Origin of the sequence: Streptomyces sp. NPDC052012 (genome assembly GCF_040689265.1) — a bacterium.
Taxonomy (GTDB): Bacteria; Actinomycetota; Actinomycetes; order Streptomycetales; family Streptomycetaceae; genus Streptomyces.
The window spans coordinates 1-15912 of record NZ_JBFAXA010000046.1; the positions used below are offsets into that span (position 1 = coordinate 1).

The 15912-nt window shown below is 73.7% G+C and carries 15 protein-coding genes; 10 read left to right on the forward strand and 5 right to left on the reverse strand.

From position 1 onward, the window contains the following. Positions 1–120: 120 nt before the first annotated feature. Together AB0412_RS35485 and AB0412_RS35490 are read right to left on the reverse strand one after the other, a co-directional pair. A complete protein-coding gene (locus tag AB0412_RS35485) occupies positions 121–1410 on the reverse strand; it encodes a PH domain-containing protein (protein WP_366406749.1) in 1290 nt (429 codons plus the stop codon). A gap of 125 nt (positions 1411–1535) precedes the next feature. Beyond that, on the reverse strand, positions 1536–2033 hold the full coding sequence (locus tag AB0412_RS35490; RefSeq protein ID WP_366406750.1) for a PH domain-containing protein: 498 nt from the start codon (positions 2031–2033) through the stop codon (positions 1536–1538). Positions 2034–2064: 31 nt separating this feature from the next. Between AB0412_RS35490 and AB0412_RS35495 the strand changes: the two genes are divergently transcribed. Next, positions 2065–3216, forward strand: a complete 1152-nt coding sequence (locus tag AB0412_RS35495) for an NADH-quinone oxidoreductase subunit D (RefSeq protein WP_366406751.1) — start codon at positions 2065–2067, stop codon at positions 3214–3216. A 45-nt stretch (positions 3217–3261) separates the two neighbouring features. Here the strand turns inward: AB0412_RS35495 and AB0412_RS35500 are convergent, their stop codons facing one another. Then, complete coding sequence (locus AB0412_RS35500) at positions 3262–4269, reverse strand: SAM-dependent methyltransferase (protein ID WP_366406752.1); 1008 nt, start codon at positions 4267–4269, stop codon at positions 3262–3264. Between the two features lie 128 nt (positions 4270–4397). Here AB0412_RS35500 and AB0412_RS35505 point away from each other — a divergent pair, with 128 nt between their 5' ends. The 3 genes from AB0412_RS35505 to AB0412_RS35515 all read left to right on the forward strand — a co-directional run bounded on the left by AB0412_RS35505 (position 4398) and on the right by AB0412_RS35515 (position 7018). Continuing rightward, on the forward strand, positions 4398–5600 hold the full coding sequence (locus AB0412_RS35505) for a sensor histidine kinase (RefSeq protein WP_366406753.1): 1203 nt from the start codon (positions 4398–4400) through the stop codon (positions 5598–5600). Between the two features lie 72 nt (positions 5601–5672). After that, positions 5673–6344, forward strand: a complete 672-nt coding sequence (locus AB0412_RS35510) for a response regulator transcription factor (protein WP_366406754.1) — start codon at positions 5673–5675, stop codon at positions 6342–6344. A gap of 41 nt (positions 6345–6385) precedes the next feature. Beyond that, on the forward strand, positions 6386–7018 hold the full coding sequence (locus AB0412_RS35515; RefSeq protein WP_366406755.1) for an AAA family ATPase: 633 nt from the start codon (positions 6386–6388) through the stop codon (positions 7016–7018). Positions 7019–7069: 51 nt separating this feature from the next. Here the strand turns inward: AB0412_RS35515 and AB0412_RS35520 are convergent, their stop codons facing one another. Then, positions 7070–8176, reverse strand: coding sequence for a DUF5937 family protein (locus AB0412_RS35520; protein ID WP_366406756.1), 1107 nt, complete (start codon positions 8174–8176; stop codon positions 7070–7072). Positions 8177–8363: 187 nt separating this feature from the next. On the opposite strand from AB0412_RS35520, the gene AB0412_RS35525 reads away from it, so the two are divergent. Further along, positions 8364–8615, forward strand: coding sequence for a hypothetical protein (locus AB0412_RS35525; protein WP_366406757.1), 252 nt, complete (start codon positions 8364–8366; stop codon positions 8613–8615). Here the strand turns inward: AB0412_RS35525 and AB0412_RS35530 are convergent. Next, positions 8590–9783, reverse strand: a complete 1194-nt coding sequence (locus AB0412_RS35530) for a beta-eliminating lyase-related protein (RefSeq protein WP_366406758.1) — start codon at positions 9781–9783, stop codon at positions 8590–8592. The genes AB0412_RS35525 and AB0412_RS35530 overlap by 26 nt on opposite strands. 262 nt (positions 9784–10045) lie before the next feature. Between AB0412_RS35530 and AB0412_RS35535 the strand changes: the two genes are divergently transcribed. From AB0412_RS35535 to AB0412_RS35555, 5 genes are all read left to right on the forward strand, one after another. Next, a complete protein-coding gene (locus AB0412_RS35535; RefSeq protein WP_366406759.1) occupies positions 10046–10981 on the forward strand; it encodes a DUF2520 domain-containing protein in 936 nt (311 codons plus the stop codon). A 70-nt stretch (positions 10982–11051) separates the two neighbouring features. Further along, positions 11052–12050 carry a pantoate--beta-alanine ligase gene (gene panC, locus AB0412_RS35540; RefSeq protein ID WP_366406760.1) on the forward strand — a complete coding sequence of 333 codons (999 nt, stop codon included), beginning with the start codon at positions 11052–11054 and terminating at the stop codon, positions 12048–12050. Between the two features lie 11 nt (positions 12051–12061). Beyond that, positions 12062–13822: an L-aspartate oxidase gene (locus tag AB0412_RS35545; RefSeq protein ID WP_366406762.1), complete on the forward strand. Its 1761-nt coding sequence runs from the start codon at positions 12062–12064 to the stop codon at positions 13820–13822. Positions 13823–13827: 5 nt separating this feature from the next. Further along, positions 13828–14802 (forward strand): carboxylating nicotinate-nucleotide diphosphorylase, encoded by a 975-nt coding sequence (nadC, locus tag AB0412_RS35550; RefSeq protein ID WP_366406763.1) that lies wholly within the window; start codon positions 13828–13830, stop codon positions 14800–14802. A 5-nt stretch (positions 14803–14807) separates the two neighbouring features. Further along, positions 14808–15605, forward strand: coding sequence for a type III pantothenate kinase (locus AB0412_RS35555; protein WP_366406761.1), 798 nt, complete (start codon positions 14808–14810; stop codon positions 15603–15605). The last annotated feature ends 307 nt before the right edge of the window (positions 15606–15912 follow it).

Below are 15912 nucleotides of genomic sequence, written 5' to 3' on the forward strand. Positions count from 1 at the left end.
CCGAGGACGGACACCACCGCCCCGGCCCCGCCCCACCCACCCCCCGTAGGCGCTACGCGCACCCCCACCGAAGCCGCACTGGCGCCGCAGGCACGGCCACGCGCACCCCCACCGCGCGTCTCACGTCATCCACCGATCCGGCCGCGCCCCCCGACGCCCCGTGCGAGACCGCTCCGCCTGCGCGCGCAGCAGCTCCGCCGCCTCCTCCGCGTCCCGCAGCCGCGCCGTGACCGACTTGTTCGCGCCGTTGTCCACATGCACATCGGCAACCCCCCGAGCCCGCTCCCAGGGCCCCTGGGACAGCCGTACGCTCTGCACCTTGGCATGCGGCACCAGCGCCAGACTCCGCCGCAGCAACCCCTGCCGCGCCGCGAACACCGCATCGGTCACCGCCAGCCCGTACCCCCGCCACCACACCGGCACGCACCACCGCGCACGCCGCGGCGGCCGAGCCAGCTCGGACGCCGCCGGCACACTCACCCCCGGCAGTACCTGCGCGACCACCACCTCGGCGATCTCCCGCGGAGCGACCGGCACCAGCAGGGAGTTCGACGACCCGGCCACATCCAGCTCGACCCGCACCCACCCCCGCCGCCGCCACAGCAGCGGCTCCACGATCCGCACGGTCTGCACCCGCCCCGGCGGCACCGTCTCGTGCGCCCGGTCCAGCAGCCCGTGATCGATCCGCAGCCCGTCCGGCGACTCCCCCACGGTCCAGTCGTACTCCGTCACGAACCGCCCCACGCTGCTCGCCCCCGCCGCCCCCAGCATCGGCACGGCCGCGGCCAGCACCGTCCACAGGCTGTGGGTGGCGGTCCACAACAACGGCACCACGACCGACGCGACGACCAGCCACCCCCACGTCGCCCCCGTCAGCACCAGCGACACCGCGAGCACCCCCGGCGGCACCCGCAGCATCTCCCGCGACGGCGCCTCACCCACCTCGTGCGCGGTCTCCGGCGCGAATCCGGCCGCCCGCGCGAGCAACTCCGCCCGCAAGGCCCGCGCCTCGTCCGCCCCGAGGAACGCCAGCTCGTCCTTCTTGTCGGTCCCGATCACATCCAGCTTCAGCTTCGCCACCCCCGCGACCCGCGCGAGCAACGGCTGGGTGACGTCGATGGCCTGGACCCGCTCCAACCGGATATGGGCGGTACGCCGGAACAACAGCCCCGTCCGCACTCGCAACTCGGTGTCCGTCACCGCGAAATGCGTGAACCACCAGCTCAGAAACCCGTACAGCGCGGCGGCCGGAATCAGCACCCCGAGCGCGATCAGCAGCGTGGTCGTCGTCAACCGGGTCAGCTGCCGCTGCGCCTGGTCGGGATCGTGCACCGCCCAGCCGATCAGCACGGCGACCGGCGCCCACGCCCGCCGCAGGGGCGTGACGGGATGCAGCCGCCGCTCGATCACGGGACGACCCGCACGCGCGTCCCCAACCCTGTCCCCGGCCCTGTCCCCGGCCCTGTCCCCGGCCCTGTCCCCACCCCTGTCCCCACCCCTGTCCTCGCTCCCGCCCTCGCGGACCTCCGGCGCCGTCACAGCCCCGCCGATCGGGCCTCGCCCAGCTCGGTGAGCCGGTCGCGCAGCCGTTCCGCCTCGGCCGGGTCGAGGCCCGGGATCGTCGCGTCGGTCGCCGCGGCGGCCGTGTGCAGCTGCACGCTGGCCAGCCCGAAGTGACGTTCGACGGGCCCGGAGGTCACCTCCACCAGCTGCATCCGCCCGTACGGCACGACCGTCTGCTCACGCCACAGCACCCCCCGGCTGATCAGCAGGTCGTCGGCGCGCTCGGCGTACCGCCAGGAGCGCCAGTTGCGCTCCAGCAGCCACCAGCCCCAGATCATCAGCGCCAGCGGCAGCACCGCGAAGGCCGCCCACCCGGGCCCGGCCAGCAGCCCCGGCACCAGCCCGGTGGCCAGCGTCAGCAACCCCAGCCACACCACCAGCAACAATCGCCGCATCGTCAGCAGCCCGGGCGGCAACGCGATCCACTCGGGCTCTTCGTCGGTCGTGACGTGCGGGCTCCCCGTTTCCATGGGGCCAGCGTACGTAGGAGAGACTGTGTGCATGACTCCTACGACGGAGACCATGGTCGGCATCGGCGGCGCGGCGGAGAGCACCGACATGGTGCTCAACATCGGCCCGCAGCACCCGTCCACGCACGGCGTGCTGCGCCTGAAGCTCGTCCTGGACGGCGAGCGCATCTCCCGCGCGGAGCCGGTGATCGGCTATATGCACCGGGGCGCGGAGAAGCTGTTCGAGGCGCGCGACTACCGCCAGATCATCATGCTGGCCAACCGCCACGACTGGCTGTCGGCGTTCTCCAACGAGCTCGGCGTCGTCCTCGGCGTGGAGCGGATGCTCGGCATGGAGGTGCCCGAGCGCGCGGTGTGGCTGCGCACGCTGCTCGCCGAGCTGAACCGGGTGCTCAACCACCTGATGTTCCTCGGCTCCTATCCGCTGGAGCTGGGCGGCATCACGCCGATCTTCTACGCGTTCCGGGAGCGCGAGGAGCTCCAGCACGTCATGGAGGAGGTGTCCGGCGGGCGCATGCACTACATGTTCAACCGCGTGGGCGGCCTCAAGGAGGACCTCCCGGCGGGCTGGACGACACGCGCGCGTGCCGCCGTCGCCGATGTCCGCTCCCGGATGGACCGCTTCGACGACCTGGTGCTCGGCAACGAGATCTTCCGCGGCCGCACGCGCGGGGTCGGGGTGCTCTCCCCGGAGACGGCGCAGGCGTACGGGGTGAGCGGGCCGATCGCACGCGCCTCCGGCGTCGACTTCGACCTGCGCCGCGACGAGCCGTATCTGGCCTACGGAGAGCTGGGGGACGTCCTGAAGGTGGTGACCCGCGAGGAGGGCGACTGTCTCGCCCGCTTCGAGTGCCTCCTGGAGCAGACCCACAACGCCCTCGACCTCGCCGACGCCTGCCTGGACCGGCTCGCCGAGCTGCCGCCGGGCCCGGTCAACCAGCGGCTCCCGAAGGTCCTCAAGGCGCCCGAGGGCCACACCTACGCGTGGACCGAGAACCCGCTCGGCATCAACGGCTACTACCTGGTCAGCAAAGGTGAGAAGACCCCGTACCGGCTGAAGCTGCGCTCGGCGTCGTACAACAACATCCAGGCGCTGACCGAGCTGCTGCCGGGGACGCTGGTGGCGGACATGGTGGCGATCCTGGGGTCGATGTTCTTCGTGGTGGGAGACATCGACAAGTAATCGACAAGTAATCGACAAGTAGACGAGCAGGCCCCGGCGGGCCCCTCACTCCCCGAGGACGTCCGGAACGCCGACGGGCTGCACCAGCCACCAGAAGTCCCCGAGCCCGCCCGCCGCGGTGAGCTCGGCGGCCTCCCCGGCGCCCGCCAGCGCACGCACGTAGGCGGCCGGGTCCGTCGACGCCAGCGCGAGCGGGGGGCGTGCGCCGGTCAGGCCCAGGGCGCGCAGGGCGTCCCGCTGGGGGAGCAGGCGTACGCCGGGGAGCGCGCAGGCCGCTGCGCAGGCGTCCAGGGCGACATGGGCGGTGATGTCGCACGAGCCGTCCGGCACGGGCACCGTCTCACGCCCCTGCCGGAAGCCCGTGAGCGTCCCGAACGGCGGCCGGGCGCCGGCCGTGTGCCCGTAGTCCACGGCGACGGCCAGCCCCCGCTCCACCGCCTCGACCGCCGACGCCCAGGCCTCGTCCCGGTCCCGCCCGATCTCGGCCCGCAGTCCCTCCTCGGCGCCCAGCGGCCACCACCGGTCCAGCCACTCCGCCTCCGGACCGGCGACCGGCTCCCCGAGCCGCTCCGTGCCGTCCGCCCGCACCAGGACCAGACGCGGTACGCCCGCGGAGTCGACCTCGGCGACCTCGACCGGGACGTTGTCCAGCCACTCGTTGGCGAAGAGCAGCCCCTTGATCCGCTTCGGCGGCTCGGAGCGCCACTCGATCCGGTGATCGAGGCCGCCGGGCCGGTCCGCGAGGTCGACGGCGTACGCACGCGTGCGTGCCGCCACCTCGGCGGGCAGCGCGGCGAGCACACCGGTGACCAGTTCGCCCCGGCCGGCCGCCATGTCCACGAAATCGAGCACCGGAGGCCGGCCCAGTGCCTCGTCGACCCGGCACAACAGCCGCGCCACGGCTCCGGCGAACAGCGGCGAGGCGTGCACCGACGTCCGGAAGTGTCCGGCCGGCCCCTCGGGCCTGCGGTAGAAGCCCTCGGGCCCGTACAGAGCGTCCCGGGTCGCCGCCCGCCACCCGCGCCCGTCCCCGTCCGCCGTCCCTGCTGCCACCGGCCCAGGTTAGGGCGTCCCGACCGCACGGATATGCCAGGCCTCCACCTTGCGGAGTACGCGTGCCGACCGGGGATCGGCCCTCCGGTTGACCCCTGCACGCATTTCGCTTCCCTACGCTGGGTTACGTGCAACGCCTCTATGACTTCCTCCGCAGGCACCCGGCATGGGTCGACGGCTTCTGGGCCGTCGTCCTGTTCGGGATCTCGGTGCTGGGCGGAGCGTCCACGGAGGCCGACCAGGGCACCGATCTGCCGGCTCTCACCGTGCCGGTCATGCTGCTGCTGTCCCTGGTCGTCGCCCTGCGCCGCCGGATGCCGGAGCGCATGCTGATCCTCGCCGCGGCCGTCGGCGTGGTGCAGCTGGTCGCCGACGTGGCGACGCTGCCCGCGAACTTCGCCATGCTGGTGATCGTCTACACGGTCGCGGCGATCGGCGCCCGCTGGGCCTCCCGCTTCGCGCTGACGGCGGGCCTGTGCGCAGCGCCCCTGGCGCAGTTGCGCTGGCCCAACGAGCAGACGAGCACGGCGGGCAACATCGCCATAGTGATATTCCAGACCGTGCCGTTCGCTCTCGCGTGGGTGCTGGGCGATTCCATCCGCACCCGGCGTGCCTACTTCGCGCAGCTGGAGGAGCGGGCGGCCCGGCTGGAGAAGGAGCGCGAGGCGCAGGCGAAGGTCGCCGTCGCCGCCGAACGCGCCCGTATCGCACGCGAGCTGCACGACGTGGTCGCGCACAACGTGTCGGTGATGGTGGTGCAGGCCGACGGCGCCGCCTACGTCCTCGACACCGCCCCCGACCAGGCGAAGAAGGCCCTGGAGACGATCTCCTCCACCGGCCGCCAGGCCCTCGCCGAGATGCGCCGCCTGCTCGGCGTGCTGCGCACCGGCGAGCACCAGGAGGCCGGGGAGTACGTGCCGCAGCCCGACGTCCAGCAGATCGAGGACCTCGTCGAGCAGTGCCGGGAGGCCGGACTGCCCGTGGACTTCAAGGTCGAGGGCACTCCGCGTCCCCTGCCCAGCGGCGTCGAGCTCACCGCGTACCGCATCGTGCAGGAGGCCCTGACCAACACCCGCAAGCACGGCGGGCCCAACGCGGGCGCCAGTGTGCGCCTCGTCTACTTCGACGACGGGCTCGGCCTGCTCGTGGAGGACGACGGCAAGGGCGCCCCGCACGAGCTGTACGAGGAGGGCGGGTTCGACGGCCAGGGCCACGGCCTGATCGGCATGCGCGAGCGGGTCGGCATGGTCGGCGGCACCCTGGACGCCGGTCCCCGCCCGGGCGGAGGATTCCGCATCAGCGCCCTGCTGCCGCTCAAACCCGCGCATTGACGCGTGCGTACGCATGCCGACCCTTGTTGACACCTGTAACAGTTGCCCCGCGCAACGACGGAAGAGGACCCGATGACGATCCGCGTGATGCTCGTCGACGACCAGGTGCTGCTGCGCACCGGGTTCCGGATGGTGCTCGCCGCCCAGCCGGACATGGAGGTCGTGGCGGAGGCGGGCGACGGCGTCGAGGCCCTCGAGGTGCTGCGCTCCACTGCCGTCGACGTGGTGCTGATGGACGTGCGTATGCCGAAGCTCGACGGTGTGGAGACCACCCGCCGGATCTGCGCGGACGCCGACCCGCCGAAGGTGCTGATCCTCACCACCTTCGACCTCGACGAGTACGCCTTCTCCGGGCTGAAGGCGGGCGCGTCCGGCTTCATGCTCAAGGACGTGCCTCCGGGCGAGCTGCTCGCCGCGATCCGCGCGGTGCACAGCGGCGACGCCGTGGTGGCCCCGTCCACCACCCGCCGGCTCCTGGACCGCTTCGCGCCGATGCTGCCCGGCGGCGCCAAGCAGCCCGAGCACAAGGAGCTGGGCCGGCTCACCGAGCGGGAGCGGGAGGTCATGATCCTCGTCGCGCAGGGCCTGTCCAACGGCGAGATCGCGGCCCGGCTGGTGCTGTCCGAGGCGACCGTGAAGACCCACGTGGGCCGCATCCTGACCAAGCTGGGGCTGCGCGACCGCGTGCAGGTGGTGGTCCTCGCCTACGAGACGGGTCTGGTGCGGGCCGGCGGACACGGCTGAACGGCCGCCCTCGGGCGCCTCGCGTCGATAGGGTGCCGCGCATGCTCCTGTGGATCAACGGCCCTTTCGGTGGGGGCAAGACACAGACCGCGTACGAGATACACCGCCGCCTGCCGGGCAGCGTCGTCTGCGACCCGGAACACGCCGGATTCGGCCTGCGCCGCATGCTGCCGCCCGAACTCCGCGGCGACTTCCAGGACTTGGCCTCCTGGCGGCAGGGCGTGGTCGAGGTGCTCGACCTCGTTCTCGGCAAGCATGAGGGCGTGGTGATCGTGCCCATGACCGTCACCGACTCCGGCTACTTCGCCGAGACCGTCGGCCGGCTGCGCGAACTCGGCCACGACGTCCACCACTTCACCCTGCTCGCCGAGCGCGAGACCGTCCTTCGGCGGCTGCACGAGCGGGGCTTCGGGCACGTGCTGCGGTATGTCGCAGGGAAGAACGCGGGCTTGCGCCGGGAGAGCTGGGCCGTGCAGCAGCTCGACCACTGCCTGGAGCGGCTCGCGCGCCCGGAGTTCGCCGAGCACCTGTGGACGGACCGTACGACCGTGCCGAGGACGGCGGACCGCATCGCCGTACTCGCCGGACTGACCCTGCGCCCCAACCACGAGGGCCCGCTGCGCACCCGGCTGCGGCAGGCGGGCGTCGGTTTCCGGCACATCCGCTTCGACTGACCGGCACATCGCTTCGACCGAGCAGCGACCGGCGGGGCGGACAGCCCGGCCTCAGCGCAGGATCCCCTCCAGGAAGTCGCTGCCCAGCCGGGCCACGACCGTCACGTCCAGCTGGTGGAGGACGTACCGGCCACGGCGGCGCGTGGTCACCAGGCCCGCCTTCTTCAGCACCCCCAGGTGCCGGGATATCTCCGGGGCCGTCATGCCGTGCACCTGCGCCAGCTCGCTGGTGGTGTACGCGCTGCGGGCGAGATGGCGGCAGATGCGCATACGCACCGGGTGGGACAGCGCGGTCAGCCGCAGGGTCAGCTGCTCGACCGTGGGCGGCTTGGCCAGTTCGGGGGAGCCGACCGGGTAGTGCAGCACGGGCTGCCAGGCGTGGCGGTGCAGGACCATCAGGTGCGGCCAGCCGAGGCTGGTCGGGATGAGCAGCAGACCGCCGTCGCCGGTGGCCGTACGCCCGTCGCCCAGCTTGTCGACGGTGATCCGGTGGGCCCGCTCGTCGAGCGTGACCGCCGGGGACACCGCGGCCAGCGCCTCCGCGAGTCCCTTGCGTCGGAGCAGGTCTGTCTTGTGGCGGGTGTCGGCCGCGAGCTGATGGCGCAGCCGGGACCATGCCTCGGCGAAGAACGCCTCGTCGCAGTCCCGCAGGAACTGCCGGAACCACGCCCGGATCCGGGGCGGATCCGCCAGCAGCCGCTCGCTGAACCGCAGCTGCTGCGGCCCCCGCGCGGCGGCCAGCTCCAGCGCGCGCCGGCGCAGGGCCTCGTCCCCGAGCGGGCCCGGCCCCGGCATGCTGTACGGCAGGGCGCAGGTGAACTCCAGGGCGGCGTCCACGAACTGCTCGTCCGACAGCTTGTCCAGCAGATCCAGTTCCTCGGCGAGCGTGGCGCCCGGCAGCGCGGCGCCGCCCGGGATGCCCGCGCAGGCCAGGAACAGGTCCGAGAACGTGGTCCGCCACAGGAAGTCGGCCTCGCACATCCGGTCCGCCAGATGCGGGTCGAGCCGCGCGGTCACGCCCGTCACCCAGCCCTGCAGGCCCGGATGGTGTCCCGGCTCGGACAGCGCGTGCAGCGCCATGCCGAGTTCGGCCAGCGGGGAGGGCACGGCGGCGGCCCTCTCCGGCCGCAGCCCCGCGATGTCGATGTGCACGCTCATGCCCACATGGTGCACCCCGCCACCGACAACGCCCGCCTCGTTTGACGGCGCCCGTCAATCGACGCGACGTCCCGGCCCGGCCCGGCGCACGCTGGGGCGGTCACCGGGGCGCCCGCGGAGCCCCGGGGCCCTGTTCGTCTCCCCTGCCCGAGAATCCGTCTCGCCTGTCCCGAGAGGGCGATCCGTCATGAGCCTGACCGAGCAGTACCTCCTCGACGCCCACCGCGCCCTGCACCATGGCGAGCCGGTCCCGCCCGCGCCGGGCACGCACGACCTCCGGGTCCTGCGGGCGCTGCGCGAGCACCGCCGTTTCCGCGCGGTGCTCGCGGGCCGCCCGGCCCGGGGGCGGATACGGCATGCCCTGGGCCGGTGGCTCCACCCCGACCCCAGGGCCACCGGCGCCCGCAGGAGCGCTACCGGCCGCCCCCGCCTTCGCTGAGCCGGGCGGCGAACCCGGCGACCGCCTCCCGTACGTCGCCCGCCGTCCACTCCAGGCCCGCCGCCTCCACGGAGACCTCGGTGAGGGCGAGTCCGGGGCCGGGGGCCTCCCAGGCCCGGGAGAACAGCAGAACCCCTGTCTCCTCGGCCTGCCGCACCGCGGCCTCGGTGGCGGCGTCGGCGTCGTGGGCCAGCCACACCTGGAACTCGTGGGTGTGCGGCACCTCGGGGTGCACCCGCGCCCACGGCACCCCTGCCGCGGCGAAGCCCTCACGCAGCGCGGCGGCCACCACGCGCGCGTGGGCCACGTACGCGGGCAGCCGGGGCAGCTCACGCTCGAGGCCGGCCAGCGCCGACAGGGCGGTCGGGAACTGCTGGAACACGGTGCCGCCGTAGCGGTGCCGCCATGCCTTCGCCTCGTCCACGAGGGCGCGCGGGCCGGCGAGCGCGGCGCCGCCGTAGCCCTTGAGGGACTTGTAGAACGACACGTACACGCTGTCCGCGAGCCCCCCGATCTCGTCCAGCGGGCGGCCGAGGTGGACGGTGGACTCCCAGATGCGGGCCCCGTCGAGGTGGACCACCGCGTCACGCTCCCGCGCGGCCTCGACGACCTCCGTCAGCTCCTGCCAGGTGGGGAGCACGAAACCGGCCTCCCGCAGCGGCAGTTCCAGCATCAGCGTGCCGAACGGCTCGTCCAGGTCCCGTACCTCGTCGGCGGTGGGCAGCCGGGGCGCGTCGGTCACGCGCACCGGGCGCAACCCGCTGACCTGGCTGAAGGCGTGCCTCTCATGCATCTCGGGGTGGCTGAGCGTGTGCAGGGCGACGACCGGGCTGCCGGTGCGGCCGGCCCAGCAGCGCAAGGCCACCTGCTGGGCCATCGTTCCGGTCGGGAAGAACGCGGCTGCCTCCAGGCCGAGCAGGGCGGCGACCTTCTCCTCCAGGGACTCCACCACGCCGTTGCCGTACAGGTCCGACGGCTCGTCGAGGTCGTACAGGTCGCCCACGTCGTCCAGCAGGGCGAGCCGCTCCCGCAGGGATGCGGTGAACCCCGGGCGGGCGAGGACCCGCCGTGCGCCCCGATGAGCCGCGAGGCGGCGCTCGCGCAGCCGCGCCCGCCGCTCCTGCGGCGACGCCTGGTCCCGTTCGGTCTGTTCCGCCGTATCGCTCATGCCCGCGATCATCCCGCGCACCGCTCCACCGGGACACCCGCATTTCGCGTACGCGTGCGTGCCCCATGTTCCGCGTACGCGCGCGTGCCTCACGCATGCGTGCACGCGCGCGTGCCTCACCATTCCCGCACGCCCTGTGCCACGAGCCCGCACGGAAACCCACAGCCTGTGGACAGCCGAACGCTCCCGGAACCGATCGCGTTAACATGACGAGAAATCGTCCGGTACCCCGAGCGGACTGGAACGGGAAGGCCGCCGTCGCGTGAACACAACCCCACAGCCGGATCCCAGGGACCGCCCCGCGCGGCTCACCGTCGGCGTCGTAGGCGCCGGACGCGTGGGCCCCGCCCTGGCCGCGTCCCTTCAGCTCGCCGGACACCGCCCGGTGGCCGTCTCCGCCGTGTCCGACGCCTCCCGCAGGCGCGCCGAACAGATGCTCCCGGACGTGCCGGTGGTCCCGCCGGCCGACGTCCTGCAGCGGGCCGAGCTGGTGCTGCTGACGGTGCCCGACGACGCGCTGCCCGAGCTGGTCTCCGGGCTCGCCGACACCGGCGCGGTGCGGCCGGGCCAGCTGCTGGTGCACACCTCCGGGCGGTACGGCGCGAAGGTGCTGGACCCCGCCCTGCGGGCCGGTGCGCTGCCGCTCGCCCTGCACCCGGCGATGACGTTCACCGGCACTCCCGTCGACGTGCAGCGGCTCGCCGGATGCTCCTTCGGCGTCACCGCGCCCGAGGAGCTGCGGCTGGCCGCCGAGGCCCTCGTGATCGAGATGGGCGGCGAACCGGAGTGGATCGCCGAGGAGAACCGCCCGCTCTACCACGCGGCCCTCGCCCTCGGCGCCAACCATCTGGTCACCCTCGTCGCCCAGTCCATGGAGCTGCTGCGGGCCGCCGGCGTGGGAGCCCCCGACCGCATGCTCGGCCCGCTGCTGGGCGCCGCCCTGGACAACGCCCTGCGCTCCGGCGACGCGGCCCTGACCGGTCCCGTCGCACGCGGCGACGCCGGCACGGTGGCCGCGCACATCGGCGAGCTGCGCCGGCACGCCCCGCAGACCGTCGCCGGATATGTGGCGATGGCGCGCGCCACCGCCGACCGGGCCCTCGCCCACGGCCTGCTCAAGCCCGAACTGGCCGAGGACCTCCTCGGGGTACTCGCCGACGGAGGGGCCGGCACCGGCGGCACGGGAGAGACCCCATGAGCGCCACCGGCCGGACCATCCCGCACCCCAGCCGTACGACGACGCGAGCGTCCCGGAACGGAGCCCCCCGATGACCCTCACCCTGCTGCGCACCGCCGGCGAACTGCACGCACGCACGCGTACCGGGCGCCGGGCCGTCGTGATGACCATGGGCGCCCTGCACGAGGGTCACGCCACCCTGATCCGCACCGCCCGGAAGATCGCCGGGCGTGAGGGCGAGGTGGTGGTCACGGTCTTCGTCAACCCGCTGCAGTTCGGCAAGGGCGAGGACCTCGACCGCTACCCGCGCACCCTGGACGCCGACGTCGAGATCGCCGGGCAGGCCGGGGCGGACGTCGTCTTCGCCCCCGCCGTCGACGAGGTCTACCCGGGCGGCGAGCCGCAGGTCCGGATCAGTGCCGGCCCCATGGGGGAGCGCCTGGAGGGCGCCGCGCGCCCCGGTCACTTCGACGGCATGCTCACCGTCGTCGCCAAACTGCTGCACCTCACCCGCCCCGACGTCGCCCTGTACGGCCAGAAGGACGCCCAGCAGCTCGCCCTGATCCGCCGCATGGTGCGCGATCTGAACTTCGGCGTGGACATCGTCGCCGTCCCCACCGTCCGCGAGGAGGACGGGCTGGCGCTGTCCAGCCGCAACCGCTACCTCTCGCCCGAGGAGCGGCGCACGGCCCTCGCCCTGTCCCGCGCCCTGTTCGCGGGCCGTGACCGGCACGCCGCGCAGGAGGCGCTGCGCGCACGGGCCCGCGAGGTGCCCTCCACGCGCGCGCGTGCCGAGGCACTCAGCGCCATAGGCGAGTCCCGCGCGGCGGCCGACGCGCACGCCGTCGCCACGGCCGCCGGCGGTCCCGCCGCGATCCGCGCCGCCGCCCGGCAGGTCCTCGACGAGGCGGCCCGCCTCGACCCGCCCCTGAAGCTGGACTACCTGGCCCTGGTCGACCCCGCCGACTTCACCGAGATCGGCGACGGCTTCACCGGCGAGGCCGTCCTCGCCGTCGCCGCGCGGGTGGGCTCGACCCGCCTGATCGACAACATCCCGCTGACCTTCGGAACGTTCGGAGCCGCCTCGTGACCAGCACAGGCATACGCCCGCCCGTCGCCCACCACCACCCTCAGACGAGAGCGCTTCGCGCTCGCCCCCGTCTGCATGCGCCCGCCCCCGGGTGGTCCATCTCGGCGGACGTGGTGGTCGTCGGCTCCGGCGTCGCCGGTCTCACCGCGGCCCTGCGCTGCGAGGCCGCCGGCCTGTCCACGGTCGTCGTCACCAAGGCCCGCCTGGACGACGGCTCCACCCGCTGGGCCCAGGGCGGCATCGCCGCGGCCCTCGGCGACGGCGACACGCCCGCGCAGCACCTGGACGACACCCTGGTCGCGGGCGCCGGCCTGTGCGACGAGGAGGCGGTGCGCATCCTCGTCACCGAGGGCCCCGACGCCGTACGCCGCCTGATCGCCACGGGCGCCCAGTTCGACGAGTCCTCCGAGGGCGGCCTGGCCCTCACCCGCGAGGGCGGCCACCACCGCCGCCGCATCGCCCACGCCGGCGGTGACGCCACGGGCGCGGAGATCTCCCGCGCCCTGGTCGAGGCGGTCCGCGCCCGCGGCATGCGCACGATCGAGAACGCGCTCGTCCTGGACCTCCTCACGGACGCCGACGGCCGCACCGCGGGCGTGACCCTGCACGTGATGGGAGAGGGCCAGCACGACGGCGTGGGGGCCGTCCACGCCCCCGCGGTGGTCCTGGCGACCGGCGGCATGGGCCAGGTCTTCAGCGCCACCACCAACCCGTCCGTCTCCACCGGCGACGGCGTGGCCCTCGCCCTGCGCGCGGGCGCGGAGGTCAGCGACCTCGAGTTCGTCCAGTTCCACCCCACGGTCCTGTTCCTCGGCCCCGACGCCGAGGGCCAGCAGCCCCTGGTCTCCGAGGCCGTACGCGGCGAAGGGGCCCACCTGGTGGACGCCGACGGCGTGCGCTTCATGATCGGGCAGCACGAACTCGGCGAACTCGCCCCCCGGGACATCGTCGCCAAGGGCATCATGCGCCGCATGCACGAGCAGGACGCCGAGCACATGTACCTCGACGCCCGCCACTTCGGCGCCGAGATGTGGGAGCACCGCTTCCCGACGATCCTCGCCGCCTGCCGCGCCCACGGCATCGACCCGGTCACCGAGCCCGTTCCGATCGCCCCGGCCGCGCACTACGCCTCCGGCGGCGTGCGCACCGACTCCCACGGCCGCACCACCGTGCCCGGCCTGTACGCGTGCGGAGAGGTCGCCTGCACGGGCGTGCACGGCGCCAACCGCCTGGCCTCCAACTCCCTCCTGGAGGGCCTGGTCTACGCCGAACGCATCGCCGCGGACATCGCGGCGAGCCGCACCGCCGACACCCTCCACGCGCGCGTGCCCCACCCTCTCCCGCAGTCCGACCGCCCCGCGCACCCCCTCCTCCCCCCGGAGGCCCGCTTCACCATTCAGCGGATCATGAGCAGGGGCGCCGGCGTCCTGCGCTCGGAGACCTCCCTCGCCACGGCCGCCGACCAGCTCGACCGCCTCCACGCCGAGGCCCGCGACGCCCTCGACGAGAACGGCAAGACCGCCGAGCCCGGCGTCGACACCTGGGAGGCCACCAACCTCCTGTGCGTGGCCCGTGTCCTGGTCGCCGCCGCACGGCAGCGCGAGGAGACCCGCGGCTGCCACTGGCGCGAGGACCGCCCCGAGCGCGACGACACCGGCTGGCGCCGCCACATCGTCGTACGGCTCAATCCCGACCGGACGCTGGCGACGTACACCACCGGCGGCACAGACTTCCCCCCGACCCTCCCGCCCCAGGCCCCCCAGGAGCAGTGACAGCAGTGACCACCCCCGACCTCCCCCTCGCCTCCTCCGGTGGCTGCGGCGACGGCTGCGCCTGCGGCGCCGACGAGGAGACCTACCTGGAGTGCGGCCTCGACCCCGCGCTCGCCCAGCTCCTGGCCGACGCGGGGCTCGACCCCGTGGAGGTCGAGGACATCGCCAACGTGGCCATCCAGGAGGACCTCGCCCACGGCGTGGACGTGACGACGGTCGCGACCATCCCGGAGGACGCCGTCGCCACCGCCGACTTCACCGCGCGGGAGGCGGGCGTGGTCGCGGGCCTGCGCGTCGCCGAGGCGGTCCTGTCGGTCGTCTGCACGGAGGAGTTCGAGGTCGAACGCCACGCGGAGGACGGCGACCGCGTGGAGGCGGGCCAGAAGCTGCTCTCCGTCACCACCCGCACCCGCGACCTCCTCACCGCCGAACGCAGCGCCCTGAACATCCTGTGCCGCCTGTCGGGCATCGCGACGGCCACGCGCGCGTGGGCGGACGTCCTCGAGGGCACCAGGGCGAAGGTCCGCGACACCCGCAAGACGACCCCCGGCCTGCGCAGCCTGGAGAAGTACGCCGTGCGCTGCGGCGGCGGCGTCAACCACCGCATGTCCCTCTCGGACGCGGCCCTGGTCAAGGACAACCACGTAGTGGCCGCAGGCGGCGTGGCCCAAGCCTTCCAGGCGGTCCGCGAACGCTTCCCGGACGTCCCCATCGAGGTCGAGGTCGACACCCTCCACCAGCTCCGCGAAGTGCTGGACGCGGGCGCCGACCTGATCCTCCTGGACAACTTCACGCCCGGCGAGTGCGAGGAGGCGGTGGCCCTCGTCCACGGCCGCGCGGCCCTCGAGGCCTCCGGCCGCCTCACCCTGGACAACGCGAAGGCGTACGCGGACACGGGCGTCGACTACCTGGCGGTGGGCGCCCTCACCCACAGCGCACCCATCCTGGACATCGGCCTCGACCTGCGAGCGGCGGAGTAGGACCCATGCTGCTGACCATCGACGTAGGCAACACGCACACGGTCCTGGGCCTCTTCGACGGCGACGACATCGTCGAGCACTGGCGCATCTCCACGGACGCGCGCCGCACGGCCGACGAGCTGGCGGTCCTCCTCCAGGGCCTGATGGGCATGCACCCGCTGCTCGGTGACGACCTGGGCGACGGCATCGACGGCATCGCGATCTGCGCGACGGTCCCGTCCGTCCTGCACGAACTGCGCGAGGTGACCCGCCGCTACTACGGCGACGTCCCCGCGGTCCTCGTGGAACCGGGCGTCAAGACGGGCGTACCGATCCTCACCGACAACCCCAAGGAGGTCGGCGCGGACCGCATCATCAACGCGGTCGCGGCGGTCGACCTCTACGGCGGCCCGGCGATCGTCGTCGACTTCGGCACGGCGACGACGTTCGACGCGGTCAGCGCGCGCGGGGAGTACGTCGGCGGCGTCATCGCCCCCGGCATCGAGATCTCCGTCGAGGCGCTCGGCGTCCGCGGCGCACAGCTCCGCAAGATCGAGGTGGCCCGCCCCCGGAGCGTGATCGGCAAGAACACGGTCGAGGCGATGCAGTCGGGCATCATCTACGGCTTCGCGGGCCAGGTCGACGGTGTGGTCAACCGCATGGCCCGGGAACTGGCGGACGACCCCGAGGACGTCACGGTCATCGCGACGGGCGGCTTGGCCCCCATGGTCCTGGGCGAGTCCTCGGTGATCGACGAGCACGAGCCCTGGCTGACCTTGATCGGACTGCGCCTGGTCTACGAGCGCAACGTGTCCCGTATGTGACCGGCGTGGGGGCTGAGCGGGGGTGGATGTCGCTCGCCCGCGCTTGCGGGGTGCCGCTGCGCCCACCCACTCTCGGCTTCGCTCGAGCGGGGGGACCCCCATCGCCCCAGCGGCACGACTGCCCGCAGCTACGCGCGTATGACGGCCCGCAGCCGCGCACGGCGCGCAAGCGCAGCGGACCGTGGGCGTGCCGCAGCCGCCCGCGGCGGGGAGGGGACGGGGCGGTGGTGTCCGCCCGCAGCGGCTGGCGCGTCAACACCCTCGCTTCCTGAGTGACCGATTCCGCGCCAGACCGAGGACGGACACC